The 15,475-nt window shown below is 73.2% G+C and carries 18 protein-coding genes and 3 tRNA genes; 13 read left to right on the top strand and 8 right to left on the bottom strand.

The features are described 5' to 3' along the window. Positions 1-200 precede the first annotated feature (200 nt). On the top strand, positions 201-1,289 hold the full coding sequence (locus tag AB0E98_RS00460; protein WP_361698096.1) for an RNA polymerase sigma factor: 1,089 nt from the start codon (positions 201-203) through the stop codon (positions 1,287-1,289). A 38-nt stretch (positions 1,290-1,327) separates the two neighbouring features. Here the strand turns inward: AB0E98_RS00460 and AB0E98_RS00465 are convergent, their stop codons facing one another. Both AB0E98_RS00465 and AB0E98_RS00470 read right to left on the bottom strand, forming a co-directional pair. Beyond that, the gene (locus AB0E98_RS00465) at positions 1,328-2,767 is read right to left on the bottom strand and encodes an FGGY family carbohydrate kinase (protein WP_361696996.1); all 1,440 of its coding nucleotides are present in this window, start codon (positions 2,765-2,767) and stop codon (positions 1,328-1,330) included. Positions 2,768-2,827: 60 nt separating this feature from the next. Next, the gene (locus AB0E98_RS00470) at positions 2,828-3,118 is read right to left on the bottom strand and encodes a YtxH domain-containing protein (RefSeq protein WP_361696998.1); all 291 of its coding nucleotides are present in this window, start codon (positions 3,116-3,118) and stop codon (positions 2,828-2,830) included. Between the two features lie 193 nt (positions 3,119-3,311). Here AB0E98_RS00470 and AB0E98_RS00475 point away from each other — a divergent pair. The 6 genes from AB0E98_RS00475 (at position 3,312) to AB0E98_RS00500 (ending at position 5,496) form a co-directional block, all read left to right on the top strand. Next, positions 3,312-3,384, top strand: a tRNA-Asn gene (locus AB0E98_RS00475). A 5-nt stretch (positions 3,385-3,389) separates the two neighbouring features. After that, positions 3,390-3,462, top strand: a tRNA-Asn gene (locus tag AB0E98_RS00480). Positions 3,463-3,652: 190 nt separating this feature from the next. Next, positions 3,653-3,726: transfer RNA gene (locus AB0E98_RS00485), tRNA-Ile, on the top strand. Between the two features lie 264 nt (positions 3,727-3,990). Further along, entirely contained in the window at positions 3,991-4,389 is a 399-nt protein-coding gene (gene trxA / locus AB0E98_RS00490; RefSeq protein WP_311613130.1) for a thioredoxin, read from the top strand. Further along, positions 4,382-4,984 (top strand): histidine phosphatase family protein, encoded by a 603-nt coding sequence (locus tag AB0E98_RS00495; RefSeq protein ID WP_361697000.1) that lies wholly within the window; start codon positions 4,382-4,384, stop codon positions 4,982-4,984. The genes trxA and AB0E98_RS00495 overlap by 8 nt, the downstream gene beginning before the upstream one ends. Before the next feature lie 86 nt (positions 4,985-5,070). Then, complete coding sequence (locus AB0E98_RS00500) at positions 5,071-5,496, top strand: OsmC family protein (RefSeq protein WP_361697002.1); 426 nt, start codon at positions 5,071-5,073, stop codon at positions 5,494-5,496. 17 nt (positions 5,497-5,513) lie between these two features. Here the strand turns inward: AB0E98_RS00500 and AB0E98_RS00505 are convergent, their stop codons facing one another. Continuing rightward, entirely contained in the window at positions 5,514-6,068 is a 555-nt protein-coding gene (locus tag AB0E98_RS00505; protein ID WP_361697004.1) for a sortase, read from the bottom strand. A gap of 89 nt (positions 6,069-6,157) precedes the next feature. Beyond that, on the bottom strand, positions 6,158-6,754 hold the full coding sequence (locus tag AB0E98_RS00510) for a hypothetical protein (RefSeq protein ID WP_361697006.1): 597 nt from the start codon (positions 6,752-6,754) through the stop codon (positions 6,158-6,160). Between the two features lie 172 nt (positions 6,755-6,926). Between AB0E98_RS00510 and AB0E98_RS00515 the strand changes: the two genes are divergently transcribed. Beyond that, positions 6,927-7,442 carry an isochorismatase family protein gene (locus AB0E98_RS00515; RefSeq protein WP_361697008.1) on the top strand — a complete coding sequence of 172 codons (516 nt, stop codon included), beginning with the start codon at positions 6,927-6,929 and terminating at the stop codon, positions 7,440-7,442. 80 nt (positions 7,443-7,522) lie between these two features. Here AB0E98_RS00515 and AB0E98_RS00520 read toward each other — a convergent pair whose 3' ends face one another. Further along, positions 7,523-7,981 (bottom strand): MarR family transcriptional regulator, encoded by a 459-nt coding sequence (locus AB0E98_RS00520; protein WP_361697010.1) that lies wholly within the window; start codon positions 7,979-7,981, stop codon positions 7,523-7,525. An 89-nt stretch (positions 7,982-8,070) separates the two neighbouring features. Between AB0E98_RS00520 and AB0E98_RS00525 the strand changes: the two genes are divergently transcribed. Both AB0E98_RS00525 and AB0E98_RS00530 read left to right on the top strand, forming a co-directional pair. After that, positions 8,071-9,096 (top strand): NADP-dependent oxidoreductase, encoded by a 1,026-nt coding sequence (locus AB0E98_RS00525; protein WP_361697012.1) that lies wholly within the window; start codon positions 8,071-8,073, stop codon positions 9,094-9,096. Between the two features lie 41 nt (positions 9,097-9,137). Then, the gene (locus AB0E98_RS00530) at positions 9,138-9,941 is read left to right on the top strand and encodes an EI24 domain-containing protein (RefSeq protein WP_361697014.1); all 804 of its coding nucleotides are present in this window, start codon (positions 9,138-9,140) and stop codon (positions 9,939-9,941) included. A gap of 36 nt (positions 9,942-9,977) precedes the next feature. On the opposite strand, the gene AB0E98_RS00535 is transcribed toward AB0E98_RS00530, so the two are convergent. Together AB0E98_RS00535 and AB0E98_RS00540 are read right to left on the bottom strand one after the other, a co-directional pair. Then, a complete protein-coding gene (locus AB0E98_RS00535; RefSeq protein ID WP_361697016.1) occupies positions 9,978-11,006 on the bottom strand; it encodes an aldo/keto reductase in 1,029 nt (342 codons plus the stop codon). Positions 11,007-11,009: 3 nt separating this feature from the next. After that, positions 11,010-11,480 (bottom strand): MerR family transcriptional regulator, encoded by a 471-nt coding sequence (locus tag AB0E98_RS00540; RefSeq protein ID WP_361697018.1) that lies wholly within the window; start codon positions 11,478-11,480, stop codon positions 11,010-11,012. Positions 11,481-11,604: 124 nt separating this feature from the next. Here AB0E98_RS00540 and AB0E98_RS00545 point away from each other — a divergent pair, with 124 nt between their 5' ends. Further along, a complete protein-coding gene (locus tag AB0E98_RS00545) occupies positions 11,605-12,423 on the top strand; it encodes a serine hydrolase domain-containing protein (RefSeq protein WP_361697020.1) in 819 nt (272 codons plus the stop codon). A gap of 54 nt (positions 12,424-12,477) precedes the next feature. Here AB0E98_RS00545 and AB0E98_RS00550 read toward each other — a convergent pair whose 3' ends face one another. Beyond that, a complete protein-coding gene (locus AB0E98_RS00550) occupies positions 12,478-13,152 on the bottom strand; it encodes a pirin family protein (protein WP_361697022.1) in 675 nt (224 codons plus the stop codon). Between the two features lie 81 nt (positions 13,153-13,233). On the opposite strand from AB0E98_RS00550, the gene AB0E98_RS00555 reads away from it, so the two are divergent. Next, positions 13,234-14,409 carry a helix-turn-helix domain-containing protein gene (locus AB0E98_RS00555; protein ID WP_361697024.1) on the top strand — a complete coding sequence of 392 codons (1,176 nt, stop codon included), beginning with the start codon at positions 13,234-13,236 and terminating at the stop codon, positions 14,407-14,409. 98 nt (positions 14,410-14,507) lie between these two features. Beyond that, positions 14,508-15,461 carry an ACP S-malonyltransferase gene (locus AB0E98_RS00560; protein ID WP_361697026.1) on the top strand — a complete coding sequence of 318 codons (954 nt, stop codon included), beginning with the start codon at positions 14,508-14,510 and terminating at the stop codon, positions 15,459-15,461. Positions 15,462-15,475 lie beyond the last annotated feature (14 nt).

A 15,475-nucleotide genomic window follows, 5' to 3' on the forward strand; every position in this document is an offset into this window, starting at 1 on the left:
CGACCCGGGCTCAGAAAGTGAGCGCACGCCCCTCGTGGCGGGCACGCGTCGTGCCCCACACTGGTGGGCGGTGCCTCTAGGGGGCCCGGAGCGCGGGAGGTCCGGTGTGCCGGACCGGAATCCCCCGATGTCCGACGCCGCGCCGGCTCCCCGGCCGCCGTACGTCCAGCCGCTCGTTCTGCCGCCTCAGCAGCGATCACCTGGAGGTCGCCCCCGTGCAGACCCGGACCCCGACCCTGAAGGCCCCGGCACACCCGCTGGCGGCGGTGCCCCAGCAGGCCGAGCCGCCAGCGTCCGAGACCCTGGCCCTCCCCGACGATCCCGCCCCGGAGCCGGTCCCCGAACGGGCCGCACGGGCCGCACGGGCCGATACGAGCAGCCCTTCCTCCGACCTCTTCCGCCAGTACCTGAGGGAGATCGGCCGGATCCCGCTGCTCTCCGCCGCCGAGGAGGTGGAGCTCGCCCGCCGTGTCGAGGCGGGCCTGTTCGCCGAGGAGAAGCTCGGCAGCACCCCGGACCTCGACACCCAGCTCGCCCTCGACCTCGACCGGCTGGTCGTGCTCGGCAGGATGGCCAAGCGCCGTCTCATCGAGGCGAATCTGCGCCTCGTCGTCTCCGTCGCCAAGCGCTACATCGGCCGCGGGCTGACGATGCTCGACCTCGTCCAGGAGGGAAACCTCGGTCTCATCAGGGCGGTTGAGAAGTTCGACTACGCGCGCGGCTACAAGTTCTCGACGTACGCGACCTGGTGGATCCGTCAGGCGATGTCCCGGGCGCTGGCCGACCAGGCCCGGACCATCCGCGTCCCCGTCCACGTCGTCGAGCTGATCAACCGGGTGGTGCGCGTCCAGCGGCGGATGCTCCAGGAGCGCGGCTGCGAACCCACCGCCGAGGAGGTCGCCGCCACCCTCGACCTGTCCGAGGAACGCGTCAGCGAGGTCCTGCGGCTGGCCCAGGAACCGGTGTCGCTGCACGCGCCCGTCGGCGAGGAGGACGACGTCGCCCTCGGCGACCTCATCGAGGACGGCGACGCCGCATCGCCCGTGGAGTCGGCCGCCTTCCTGCTGCTGCGCGAGCACCTGGAGGCCGTGCTCTCCACCCTCGGCGAGCGCGAGCGCAAGGTCGTCCAGCTGCGCTACGGGCTCGTCGACGGCCGGCCGCGCACCCTGGAGGAGATCGGCCGGATCTTCGGCGTCACCAGGGAACGCATCCGCCAGATCGAGTCCAAGACCCTCAACAAGCTGCGCGACCACGCCTTCGCCGACCAGCTGCGCGGCTATCTGGACTGAGCGGGCCCACACGGGCACACGGGTCATTGGCCCGCGTCTCACCGGCCCGCGTCGAAGGCTCCCGGGTGGGTCTGCTCGCGCACGGTCGCGTACTGCCGGCGCACCGCCTGCCCGACCGGCAGGTCCTCGCCCGCGACGTCGAAGACCTGACTGGCCGCCGCGGGCCACAGCGGGGGCTGCTGCGGGGACAGCACGCCCTGCTGCGCGCCCAGCGCCCAGGCCGCCTGCCGGGCCGCGCCCAGCGCCGCGTAGTCGGCCGGCTGCGGCACGACGACCTGCGCCCCGAACAGCGACGGCGCGATCGCCTGCACGGCCGGCAGTTCGGCGGCCGCGCCCAGCAGGAACACCCGGCGCACCTCGACGCCGCGCCCGCGCAGCACGTCCAGGGCGTCCGTGAGGCCGCACAGCATGCCCTCGAAGGCCGCCCGGGCCAGGTGCTCGGGCTTCATGCTCTCGCGCCGCAGGCCGGCCAGCGTGCCCGCCGTGTGGGGCAGGTGCGGGGTCCGCTCGCCCTCCAGGTAGGGCAGCAGCACCAGCCCGTAGGAGCCGGCGGAGGAGCGCAGGGCGAGCTCGGAGAGGCCCGGCAGGTCCGTGCCGAGCATCTCGGCGGTGCCGCGCAGGACCCGCACGGCGTTGAGGGTGTGGACGACGGGCAGGTGCATGCCGGTCGCGTCGGCGAAGGACGTGATGGTGCCGGTCGCGTCCGCGAGCGCGGAGTGGTGGACGGCGAAGACGGAGCCCGAGGCGCCCAGCGAGACCACCGCGTCGCCCGGCCCCACGCCCAGCCCGAAGGCCGCCGCCATCGTCTCGCCCGTACCGGCGGAGATCAGCAGCCCCTCGGGGGTGTGCCCGGCCGGCTCGGCGGGCCCCAGCACGTCCGGGAGCGTCGCCTGGCGGCCCAGGGCCAGCTCCACCAGATCGGGCCGCCACTCGCCCGTGGCCGCGGACCAGAAGCCCGTGCCGGAGGCGTCGCCGCGGTCGGTCGCGCACCGTACCGGGCGGCCCAGCAGCTGCCAGACCAGCCAGTCGTGCGGCTGGAGGACGGTTGCCACCCGGGCCGCGGACTCCGGCTCGTTACGGGCCAGCCAGCGCAGCTTCGCCACGGCCTGCCCGGCCTGCGGCACCGAACCGACGGCCTCCGCCCACGCGGCCCGGCCGCCCAGGGCGTCGGTCAGCTCGGCCGCGGCGGCCTGGACGCGCCTGTCGTTGCCGAGGAGGGCGGGGCGGACGAGGACGCCGCCCGCGTCCAGCGTCAGCAGCCCGTGCTGCTGGGCGGCGACGCCGATGGCCTGGACGCCCTCCAGGACTCCGCCGGTGGCCGCCTCGCCCAGCGAGATCAGCCATGCCTGTGGGTCACCCTCGGGAGCGGACGCCGGATGGGGCGCGTAGCCCTGCCGCAGCACGGCTCCCGACTCCGCGTCGCAGACGACGACGCTCGTGCCCTCGGAGGAACTGCCCAACCCCGCGACTATGCCCATGCCGAGATGATGCCAAACCTTTTGGCCCCGGCGGCATCCGGACGGCCATTCGGGGGACGGTCAGGTGTTGCTCGTGCCCCAGTCGTCCTCGACGCCGCCCTGTCCCCGCTCGCGCAGGGAGCGGACCCGCTCCGCGACGGAGCCGGGCAGCCGGTCCCCGACCTTGTCGAAGGTCCGGGTGACGAGGGCCCGGCCGTTGACGGCGGCGGTCTCGGCGGTGTTGCGCACCGCCGGGTTCTGCGCGATGCGCCGCGCGCCCTTGCGCAGCTCCTCGTACCGCTCGCGCCCGGCGCGCGCGCCGAGCACGTACCCCACAGCCGCGCCGGTGATGAAGGTCAGCCGGTAGCGCATCGCGCCCGTCCTTCCGTTGGGTTCCGCTGAGCCCGCCGCCAGCCGCCTACCCTGCCGGGCCGAAGGTCACTCCCGGGGCCTGCGGGGATACCGATTGGCGGAGCACCCCCCTGCTTGCGCTAATGTATGTCTCGCAGCGAACGCGCGCCGCCCGGGAGACCGGCCGGAGGAGCATTCGAGGCAAACGCGACAATCCCCTGTAGCTCAATTGGCAGAGCAGCCGACTGTTAATCGGCAGGTTACTGGTTCGAGTCCAGTCGGGGGAGCGCGGTCCCCTGTAGCTCAATTGGCAGAGCAGCCGACTGTTAATCGGCAGGTTACTGGTTCGAGTCCAGTCGGGGGAGCAGTGAGATCAGGACCCCTCGGGGTCCTTTTTTCATGCCGGAAACCGCCGGAAGCGGGAACCGAACCGGCGTGATCGAAGTCCTCATGGTCAGACCGATCACACGATACGGACCCACCGGGGCAGCAGATCGTATGAGCGGCTATGCTGCGGCAGACGGCGCGCACAGTTGTGCGCGACGCGCCGTGAACGGGGCGGTAGCTCAGCCGGTTAGAGCAGCGGACTCATAATCCGTCGGCCGTGGGTTCGAGTCCCACCCGCCCCACACGCGCGGTTCAGGTGCAGAAACGATCTCGCCTGCCGTTTCGACGCCCCGACCGGGATCTCCCGGCCGGGGCGCGGTGTTTTCCGGGGGCGTACGCGGTCGCGGCACCCGGTGTGACACCGGTCTCGCCCCGGCCGTCCGCGGGTCGGCACGGGGCGGCCGGCACGGGGACGGCCGCCGGAATAGGCCGCCTTCCCCGCCTGTTGGCGTGCTTGGGCCACACTGGCCCGGACGCGACGGACAACCGGAAGCGGGAAGGCGCTCATGAGCAGCAGCACCGTGGAGCTCACCAAGGACAACTTCGACGAGGTCGTCTCCGGCAACGGATTCGTGCTCATCGACTTCTGGGCCGAGTGGTGCGGCCCGTGCCGGAACTTCGCCCCCGTCTTCGAGCGGGCGGCCGGGCGCCACCAGGACCTGGTGTTCGCGAAGGTGGACACCGAGGCACAGCCCGAGCTCGCGGCCACGTTCGAGATCCGGTCGATCCCCACGCTGATGATCGTGCGGGACAACATCGCCGTGTACGCCCAGCCCGGCGCGCTGCCGGAGGCCGCGCTGGAGGACATCATCGGGCAGGCGCGCGCCCTGGACATGGACGAGGTGCGGGCCTCGGTGGAGCAGGCCCGGACCGAGGGGGCGGCGGCTCCCGGCAACGATGGGTGAGCTGCTGCTGATCCGGCACGGCGAGACGGCCTGGAGCCGGGACGGACGCCACACCAGCTGGACGGACCTCCCGCTGACCGGGCACGGGGAGCGGGAGGCCGAGTCGCTGCGGCCGGCGCTGGAGGGGCGCGACATCGCCTTGGTGCTCACCAGCCCCCTGGCCAGGGCCGTGCGCACGGCCGAGCTGGCGGGGCTGAAGGGCGCGGAGACCGAGCCGGATCTGCGGGAGTGGGACTACGGCGGCTACGAGGGCGTCACCACGGCCGCCATCCAGCGGGACCGGCCGGGCTGGTTCCTCTTCGACGACGGGGTCGCGCCCGGTCCGCCGGAGCACCCCGGCGAGTCGCCGGCGGAGGTCGGCGCCCGTGCCGACCGGGTGCTGGCCCGGATCGCCTCCCGCCTGGCGGACGGTGTCCCCGGCGACGTCGCGCTGGTCGCCCACGGGCACTTCCTACGGGTGCTGACGGCTCGTAGGCTCGGGCTGCCGCCGTCGGCCGGCGCGCTGTTCCGGCTGGACACCGCCACGGTCAGCCGCATCGGCACCGAGCACGGCCGCCCCGCCCTGGTCGCCTGGAACGGGCGTGTCGGAGCCTGAGGGCGGCCGCCGGGCGCAGGATGATCGGGGCGGTTTCCACTGCATAGAGTCGTCCACGTCACAGACCACTTCATAGAGGAGACAGCGTGGCCACCAACCGCATCGCCACCACCGTCTGGAACGGTGAGCTGATCAAGGGCAACGGCGAGATCGCCTTCGAGTCGTCCGGCATCGGCACGTACCCGGTCACCTGGGCCTCCCGCGCGGAGCAGGCCAACGGCAGGACCAGCCCGGAGGAGCTGATCGCGGCCGCCCACTCCAGCTGCTTCTCCATGGCCCTCTCGCACGCCCTGACCGGCGCCGGCACCCCGCCCACCCGGCTGGAGACCAAGGCCGAGGTGACCTTCCAGCCCGGCGAGGGCATCACCGGCATCCACCTCTCCGTCCGCGGCGAGGTGCCGGGTCTGGACGAGGAGGGCTTCGCCGCGGCGGCCGAGGACGCCAAGAAGAACTGCCCGGTCAGCCAGGCGCTCACCGGGACGACGATCACCCTGGCCGCCGAGCTCGCCTGACGTCTCCCGTGCGCCGTCTACGCGAGCTTCGCGTAGACGATCAGGTCGCCCGCGCAGGTGACCAGGCGGAGCGCCTTCTCCCGGGTCTCCCCGTAGACCTTCCGCGTGGGGAAGGCGCTCTCGGCGACCTTCTCCGTGCCGGTGACCGTGAAGTGCAGTATCTTGCCGTCGCCGCGCTCGACGTCGATCACGTCGCCCTCCTTGATCCTGTGCAGGTCGCGGAAGACGGCCTTGCCGTCGGGGGTCGCGTCATGGCCGATGATCACGGCGGCGCCCCGGGTGCCCGGCTTGGCGCTGCCCCGGTACCAGCCCGCGGTCCTGCCCTTCTCCGGCGGCGGCACCCGCGCGGTGCCGTCGTCGCCGCGGCCCAGCCGCATCAGCGGGCTGTCCACGCCGAGGGACGGGATGGCGACCCGGGACGGCTCCTCGGCCTGCGCCGGACCGCCGATGGCCTTGCCGGTCCCGCCGCCCGGCGTGCAGGCGCAGGCGCCGGTCAGCACGGCGGCCACCACCAGCAGCAGCAGGGCCGTCAGGGAACGGCGGATGCGGGGTGTGGACGTGGACATGGACATGCGCCCCAACCTAGGACCCGCCCCCGCGCCCCCGCCTCGGCCGAACGGCCACTCCGCCCTCCGCCGGGAGACGGACCGGCCCGCCGCCGCTAGGGAATCAGCCGCTGGAACAGCCCCCACGTGAACTCCGCGACGTACTCCCCGGGCACCCCGGCCGCGTCCGGTGCCGTGAAGGCCAGCCGCCAGCGCGTCGGGGCGGTGCCCTCCATCGGCCGGGCGGGCGGGAAGGCCCGGGCGACCTCGTCCACCGTGCAGGACCAGGGCAGCAGCTCCTCGACCGTACGCGGCACGGCCGGGCCGGCCCCGGGCGCGCGGACCAGCCACTCGTTCCACACCGCGCCGCCGGGGGCGCTCAGCACCTCGAAGCGCAGCCCGGGCCAGAGCGGCACCGGCCAGGACGCCGCCTCGAAGGTCAGATCGCCGACGCGGCGCTCCCCGGTGCTCTCCGGCGGGCCCAGGACGGAGCGGTAGCGGGTCCCCGCGCCCCGGCCACGCGGGGAGCGCGTCATGGCCTGCCAGCGGCGGTTGGCCTCACGCATCTCGGCGCGCCCGACGCCCAGTTCGCGCAGCGCGTCCTCGACCAGCCCGGGCTGGTGGTCGGCCATCCGGCGCAGCAGCACGAGCTGGAACTCCAGGGGCCCGAAGGCGGCGACGGGACCAAGGACGGGGTCGGAAGACGGTCTCATGCGTGCCATCGTGACGCACCCGCCCCGCCTTTCGGCAACGCATCGGAAAACCTCGGCGAGTTGCCGGCCGCGCACCCCGAAGTCGCCCTTCGCGGAAGCTTTACCTACCGGCAGCCGTGAGCCCGCCCGGAGGCCGCCCACGCCGAGGTCGCGGCCGGTACGGTCTGGGGCCATGACGGAACTCGACCCCCAGCGCACCGCACTCGTCCTCGTCGACCTCATGGAGCGCCTCGTGGCGTTGCCCCTCGCGCCCCACCACGGCGACGAAGTGGCGCGGGCGGCGGCGGAGTTGGCGCGTTCCTTCCGCAAGGCGGGGGCGCCGGTGGTGGTCGTCCGGGTGGAGCGGCCCGGCCTCGCCGAACAGCCTCCCGGCAGCGGGCTGCTCGCGGGGATCGCGGAGCCGGGGGACATCGAGATCGTCAAGCGGACGGTGGGCGCGTTCCACGGCACCGGGCTCGACGACCGGCTGCGCGAGCGCGGGGTGCGGACGCTGGTGCTCGCCGGGATCGCCACCAACCTCGGGGTGGAGTCGACCGGCCGGGCGGCCGCCGACCACGGCTACGACCTCGTCTTCGTCGAGGACGCGATGAGCGCGCTGACGGCCGAGGAGCACCGGGCGTCGGTGGCGCTGGACATGCCCCGGCTGGGGACGGTCGTCACGGCGGGGGAGCTGCGGCTGCCCGCGTAGCCCTCGCCGGGCGGGCCGGGGCGACCGGTGCCGGTGCTCGCGACGCCCGGGCCGCACGCGCCCTCCGGCGCCGCCGCGTGTCAGCCGGCCGTGGGGGGTGCGGGCGGTTCCTCGCCCAGCATCCGCTTCAGCAGGTCCCGCAGCGCGGCGCGCTCCTCCTCGGACAGCCCGGCCAGCGGCTCGCGCGCGAAGTGCAGCGACTCCCGCAGCCGGGCGGCCGTCCGGCGGCCCTCCTCCGTCGCCGCCGCGAGCTTGACCCGGCGGTCGTCCGGGTCCGGGCGGCGCTCGACCAGGTCCCGGGCCTCCAGCCGGTCGACGATCCCCGTGATGTTCGACGGCTCGCACTTCAGCTTCAGGGCGATCTTCCGCATCGGCAGCGGCTCCCGGGCCAGCAGGGCCAGGACCCGGGCCTGGGCGCCGGTGAGCGAGTGCCGGGCGGCCGCCTCCTCGTACTCCTCGTGGTAGCGCGCGACGACGGTCGCGATGAGGTCGACCACCTCGAGGGTCAGGGCGTCGGCGGGTCGTGGAGGGGGTGTCATGCAAACCAGACTACTCGGTTACTTGACATAGTGAAATATCGAGGCACATGATTGGTTGAGGTTCTTAAGTATCTGGAGGGTTGTTTCCCATGACCGCCACAGCCGCCCGCATCCCCGAGACCGCCCGGGAATGGCACCTCGTCGCCCGCCCCGTGGGCTGGCCCGAGCCGGAGGACTTCGCCCTGCGCGAGGTCGCCCTCCCCGAGGTCGGCGAGGGCCAGATCCTGGTCCGCAACGTCCACCTGTCCGTCGACCCCTACATGCGCGGCCGCATGGACGAGCGCGAGTCCTACATCCCGCCGTACCAGCTGGACCGGCCGATGGACGGCGGCGCGGTCGGCGAGGTCGTGGCCTCGCGGGCCGAGGGCTTCGAGCCCGGCGACCACGTCCTGCACGGCCTCGGCTGGCGTGACTACGCGGTGGTCGACGCCGCCCGCGCCGCCAAGGTCGACCCGAAGATCGCCCCGCTCTCCGCCTACCTCGGCGTGCTGGGCATGCCCGGCATGACCGCCTACGCGGGCCTGCTGGAGGTCGCCTCCTTCAAGGAGGGCGACACCGTCTTCGTCTCCGGTGCCGCCGGCGCCGTCGGCAGCCTCGTCGGCCAGATCGCCCGGCTCAAGGGCGCCGCGCGCGTCATCGGCAGCGCGGGCTCGGCCGAGAAGGTCCGCGTGCTGCGCGAGGAGTACGGCTTCGACGCCGCCTTCAACTACAAGGACGGCCCGGTCGTCGACCAGCTGAAGGCGGCGGCCCCCGACGGCATCGACGTCTACTTCGACAACGTCGGCGGCGAGCACTTCGAGGCGGCGCTGAGCGCCCTCAACCTCCACGGCCGCGTCACGATCTGCGGCATGATCGCCCAGTACAACGCCACCGAGCCCGTGCCCGGCCCGCGCAACATGGTCAACATCCTGGCCAAGCGGCTGCGCGTCCAGGGCATGATCGTCTCGGACCACAACGCGCTGCGCCCGCAGTTCGTCGAGGAGGTCGGCGGCTGGATCCGCTCCGGCGAGCTCAAGGTCCGCGAGACCGTTGTCGAGGGCATCGAGCACAACGTCGACGCGTTCCTCGGTCTGCTGCGCGGCGAGAACACCGGAAAGATGATCGTCACGCTCTGACGGCACGGGGCCGCCCGCCCCGGCGGCTACGATGTGCCGCCATGCGAGATCTTGTGACGGGCATGTCGTACCTGGTCAAGGGCCAGCGCTGGGTGGGGCGCAACCGCCGGCAATGGGGCTTCGGGCTGCTGCCCGGGCTGATCACCCTGATCGGGTACGCGGCGGCGATGACCGCGCTCGTCTTCTGGGCCGACGACGTCGTCGACTGGGCCACGCCCTTCGCCGACGGCTGGGGCTCACCCTGGCTCGGCCTCTTCCGCGGCGCGCTGACGGCGCTCTTCTTCGGCGGCTGCCTGCTGCTGGCGATGCTCTCCTTCACCGCGGTGACGCTGCTCGTCGGACAGCCCTTCTACGAGGCGCTGTCCGAGCGGGTCGACCTGGCGGAGGGCGGCAGCGCCCCGTCGTCCGGGCTGCCGCTCTGGCGCGAGCTGTGGATCTCGGCCCGCGAGAGCCTCGCCGTGCTCGTCCGGGCCGCGCTGTGGGGCGTCCTCTTCTTCGCCCTGGGCTTTGTGCCCTTCGTCGGCCAGACGGTGGTCCCGGCCATCGGATTCTGCTTCTCCGGCTTCTTTCTGACGGAGGAACTCTCCGCCGTCGCCCTCCAGCGACGCGGGGTGCCGCTGCGCCGGCGGCTGGAGCTGCTGCGCTCCCGCAAGCTGCTGGTGCTGGGCTTCGGAGTGCCGCTGACCCTGCTCTTCCTGGTGCCGCTCGTCGCGGTGTTCGTGATGCCGGGGGCCGTGGCGGGGGCGACGCTGCTGGCGCGGGACCTGACGGGGGAGACGGGGGAGGACGAACCCGAGCCCTCGCCGTGGGAGGGGGAGTCTCCCCAGCCCCACCCCTTCCCGTAGCCGGGGCTCCGCCCCGGACCCCGTTCGACGTAAGGGTTACTCCCGGCCCGCCGACGTGAACCTCATGTCCGGGTAGCGGTCGCCGGCCACCTTGCCGGCGATGGGCTCCAGGGCCGCGAGCTCGTCCGCCGTCAGCTCGACGCGGGTGGCGCCCACGTTCTCCTCCAGACGGGAACGCTTGCGCGTGCCCGGGATCGGAACGACCGTCAGGCCCACCACCACCGCCCGCTGCTGCACCCACGCCAGCGCGACCTGGGCGAGCGTGACGCCCCGCGCCTCGGCGATCCGCCGCAGCGGCTCCAGCAGGGCGACGTTCGACGACGCGTTGTCACCCGTGAAGCGCGGCTGGGTGCGGCGCCAGTCGTCGGACGACAGCTCCTTTTCGGCGTTCGCGAAAGAACCCGTCAGGAAGCCGCGGCCCAGCGGTGAGTACGGCACGAGGGCGACGCCCAGCTCACGGGCGACCGGGACGACGTTCTCCTCGATGTCCCGGCTGAAGAGCGACCACTCCGATTGCACGGCGGCGATCGGGTGCACGGTGTGCGCCTCGCGCAGCTCGTTGCCCGTGACCTCGCTCAGGCCCAGGTGCTTGACCTTGCCCTCCGCCACCAGCTCGGCCATCGCGCCCACCGACTCCGCCAGCGGGACCTCGGGGTTGCGGCGGTGCATGTAGTAGAGGTCGATCTGCTCGACGCCCAGCCGCCGCAGGCTGCCCTCGACCGCCTCACGGATGTACGCGGGCTCGTTGCGGATGGTGCGCTTCGCGGGGTTCGTCGGGTCCTCGGGGTCCGGGGAGATCGCGAACTTCGTCGCCAGCACCACGTGTTCCCGGTTGGCCTGGATGAAGGGGGCGATGAACTTCTCGTTCTCACCCATCGCGTACATGTCGGCGGTGTCGTAGAGGGTGACGCCCAGCTCCAGCGCCCGCTCCAGCGTCGCCCGGGCCTCCGCCTCGTCCGTCGTCGGGCCGTAGGCGAAGCTCATGCCCATGCAGCCCAGGCCCTGGACGCCGACCTCCGGGCCGCCGTTGCCGAGGGCCACACGTGCGATCTTCTCGTTGCTCATCTGTCATGCCCCTTCGGACGCCCGGCGGGCGTCGGCATAGATGTCGATCTTGTAGTCCAGTACTTCCAGCGTGCTGCGCAGCTCCGCGATGCGCATCCGCACGTCGTCGCGGTGCGTGCTCAGCAGCCGTTCGCGCTCGGGGAAGGTGTGCTCGCCCTGGCGGACCAGTTCCGCGTAGCGGACCATGTCGGCCACCGGCATCCCGGTCAGCCGCAGCCGGCCCACCAGGTCCAGCCAGTCCAGGTCGCGGTCGGTGTAGCGGCGCTGCCCCGTGTGGGAGCGGTCGACGTGCGGCATCAGCCCGATCCGCTCGTACCAGCGGAGGGTGTGCGCGGACAGCCCGGCGTACGCGGCCACTTCGCTGATCGTGTAGCGCTCCCGGCCCTCCGGGCGGCGCTGGCGCTCGCGGGCGAGCGGGGAGCAGGGGTCGGGCACCGCTCCGGCCGGCGCGCTCTCGGTGTCCATCAATGTCATTGCCGCTTCCCCCTCGCTCGCCCCGTGCGGTGCGTCCCCAACGCTAGAGAGTTGGAGTGCACTCGAAGCAAGCGGGATTCCGACGTGATCCGGCCCGATCCCGCCGCGCGTTAGGCTCCTTGCCATGGAAAGCCTGCGGATGATCGAGAACTGGCCCGTCAAGACCGCGGCGGCCGCCGTCGTGCGCGCGGACGGTACCTACGCGGGTGCGCACGGCCCGACCCGCCACCGTTTCCCGCTGGCCTCCGTCACCAAACCGCTGGCCGCGTACGCCGCGCTGATCGCCGTGGAGGAAGGCGCGATCGAGCTCGACGAGCCGGCCGGCCCGCCCGGTTCCACGGTGCGCCATCTGCTCGCCCACACCTCCGGTCTCGCCTTCGACGAGTACCGCTCCATGGCCGAGCCGGGCTCCCGGCGGCTGTACTCCAACGCCGGCTTCGACGCCCTGGGCGACCACATCGCCAAGGCCACGGAGATCCCCTTCGCCGAATACCTCCGGCAGGCGGTGCTGGAGCCCCTCGGCATGGCCTCCACGGACCTTCCCGGCTCGCCCGCCAAGGACGGCGTGTCGACGGTGGACGACCTGGCCCGGTTCGCCGCCGAGCTCCAGGCGCCGCGACTGCTCTCGCGCACCACGCTGGACGAGGCCACGACGGTGGTCTTCCCCGGTGTCACGGGCGTCCTGCCCGGATACGGGCATCAGCGGCCCAACGACTGGGGCCTCGGCTTCGAGATCCGGGACGGCAAGTCCCCGCACTGGACGGGCACGTCGTCCTCGCCGCGGACGTTCGGGCACTTCGGCCAGTCCGGCACGTTCCTGTGGGTCGACCCGGACCTGGGCGCGGCGTGTGTAGCCCTCGCGGACCGGGCCTTCGGCTCCTGGGCGATCGAGGCCTGGCCGCTCCTGACGAACGCGGTCATCGCGGAGCTCCGCCAGGCATAACGGTTCGGGGCAATCGGGCGGGAGGGTGGGCGAATCCCGGCGCGCAGCGCCGGGCTACCCGAAACGCGGCTCCGCGTGCATCTCCCACGCGAGCACCTCGGCGCGGGAGCCGATCGCCTCGACCGTCGCACCGGAGGCGTCGAGAACGCGAGCCGCGTCCCCCTCCCGCAGAACGTCCTCCCCGAGCCGGACGGCTCCTCGTGCCACATGCACGTACAACCACGGCGCGTCCGGCAGCGCGGCCTGCCCGCCCGGGGGAAGGCGCCGGACATGCAAGACCGCCTCCGCCCTCCCCAACGCATACGGTGTCCCGTCGGCGATCCCCCGCACCACCTCGTACGACGGTTCGCCCCCGAAATCGGATGGCGTCAGCCACATCTGGACGAACCGCAGTGGAACGGACCCCGCGTTGCGCTCGGTGTGCCGGACGCCGGAGCCGGCGCTCAGCCGCTGGAGGTCGCCGGGGCGGACGGTCACGACCTGCCCGGTGGAGTCCTCGTGCGTGAGCTCGCCCTCGACCACCCAGGTGACGATCTCCACGTCCCGGTGCGGATGCTCGGCGAAGCCCGCGCCGCCCGCCAGCCGCTCCTCGTTGCAGGCCGCGAGCGGGCCGAACCGTACATTGTCGGGGTCGTAGAAGCCCGAGAAGGAGAAGGCGTGCCAGGTCTCGATCCCGGCCGCCGGATCGCCGCCGCGGAAGCGATCGGCGGCCCGCTGCACGTACGTCATCGGCCCACCGTAGCCCCGCCGGGCGCCCCGGAGGGGGCCCGGCGGCTCCGTATCGCACCCGAATAAGGCAGGCTTGTCCCCGTGCCCGAACCAGCCGCTCATCCCCCCCACCCCCACCGCGCCACCCTCCGCAACCTGGAACAGTCCTCCGGGACGCTGGCCGCCGCGGCCATCGCCCGCATGGACGCCCAGCTGCCGTGGTACCGGGCGATGCCCCCGGAGAACCGGTCGTGGATCGGCCTGGTCGCCCAGGCCGGTATCGCGGCGTTCACGGAGTGGTTCCGGCATCCGGAGACACCGCAGGCCATCAGCACGGACGTGTTCGGCACGGCGCCGCGCGAGCTGACCCGGGCGATCACCCTGCGCCAGACCGTGGAGATGGTCCGGACGACCATCGAGGTCATGGAGTCGGCCATCGACGAGGTGGCCGCCCCCGGCGACTCGTCGGCGCTGCGCGAGGCGCTGCTGGTCTACGCCCGGGAGATCGCCTTCGCCACGGCCCAGGTGTATGCCCAGGCCGCCGAGGCGCGCGGCGCCTGGGACGCCCGGCTGGAGTCGCTGGTCGTCAACGCGGTGCTGTCGGGCGAGGCGGACGAGGGCGCCCTGTCGCGCGCGGCCGCGCTGGGCTGGAACGCGCCGGCGCATGTCGCGGTGGTGCTGGGCACGGCGCCCAACGGGGACAGCGAGCTGACCGTCGAGGCCATCCGCCGGGCGGCGCGCCACGCCAAGCTCCAGGTCCTCACGGGCGTGCTGGGCGACCGGCTGGTGGTGATCGCCGGCGGTTCGGACAATCCGCTCCAGACGGCGAAGTCGCTGATCGGCCCGTTCGCGGCGGGCCCCGTGGTGGCCGGGCCGGTGGTGCCCGATCTGCTGGCGGCGACGAAGTCCGCGCAGGCCGCGGCGGCCGGCCTCAAGGCGTGCGCGGCCTGGCCGGACGCCCCCCGGCCCGTACTCGCGGACGATCTCCTGCCGGAGCGGGCGATGGCCGGAGACCCGGCCGCCCGTGACCAGCTGGTGGAGGAGATCTACAGACCGCTGGAGGAGGCGGGCTCGGCCCTCCTGGAGACGCTGAGCGTCTATCTGGAGCAGGCCAGCAGCCTGGAGGGCGCGGCGCGGATGCTGTTCGTCCACCCCAACACCGTGCGATACCGGCTGCGACGTGTGACGGACGTCACCGGATGGTCACCCTCCGATGTCCGCTCCGCCTTCACCCTGCGCATCGCACTGATCCTCGGGCGGCTGGCCGACGCGGAGTGACCCACTTACGCTTTTGTTGAACGCCAACAATTCCCCTGGCGGTTCTTGGTCCCTGTCCTCACGGGTGGGCGGAGCCGTCCACGAGAGAGAGTGTGAGGGTGCTCGTACTCGTCGCTCCCGGCCAGGGCGCTCAGACGCCCGGCTTCCTGACCCCCTGGCTCGACCTCCCCGGTGTCGCCGACCGCCTTCGTGCGTGGTCGGACGCCATCGACCTGGACCTTGTCCACTACGGCACGGCCGCCGACGCCGACGAGATCCGTGACACCGCCGTGGCCCAGCCGCTGCTGGTGGCCTCCGCGCTGCTCTCCGCCGGGCAGCTCTTCCCGGCCGGCGACGAGCTCGCCGCCCGGGTGGGCGCCGTGGCCGGGCACAGCGTGGGTGAGCTCGCCGCCGCCGCGCTGACCGGTGTGCTGTCCGAGGAGGAGGCCATGCGGCTGGTGCGCAAGCGCGGGCTGGCCATGGCCGAGGCCGCCGCGGTCACCGAGACCGGGATGTCCGCCCTGCTGGGCGGCGAGGCGGACGTCGTCCTGCCGCACCTGGAGAAGCTGGGCCTGACCCCCGCGAACGTCAACGGCGCGGGCCAGATCGTGGCCGCGGGTACGGCCGGGCAGCTGGCGGCGCTGGCCGAGGACAAGCCCGAGGGCACCCGTCGTGTGGTGCCGCTCAAGGTGGCGGGCGCCTTCCACACCCACCACATGGCACCGGCCGTCTCGGTCCTTCGGGCGGCGGTCGCCGAGCTGACCCCCGCCGCCCCCCGCACCCGCTATGTCTCCAACAAGGACGGCGCCGTCGTCGCCGCCGGCCCCGAGGTCGTCGCGCGGCTGGTCGGCCAGGTGGCCAACCCGGTCCGCTGGGACCTGTGCATGGAGACCTTCAAGGAGCTGGGCGTCACGGCCATGATCGAGGCGGCGCCCGGTGGCACCCTCGTGGGGCTGGCCAAGCGCGCCCTGCCGGGGGTCACTACGCTCGCGCTCAAGACCCCGGAGGACCTCGACGCCGCCCGCGCGCTCATCGCCGAGCACGCCGGCGCCGAAGTCACCCCGGCCGAATAAGGAGCCCGAGAAGC

Source organism: Streptomyces sp. NPDC037389, assembly GCF_040636475.1.
Lineage (GTDB): Bacteria > Actinomycetota > Actinomycetes > Streptomycetales > Streptomycetaceae > Streptomyces > Streptomyces hesseae.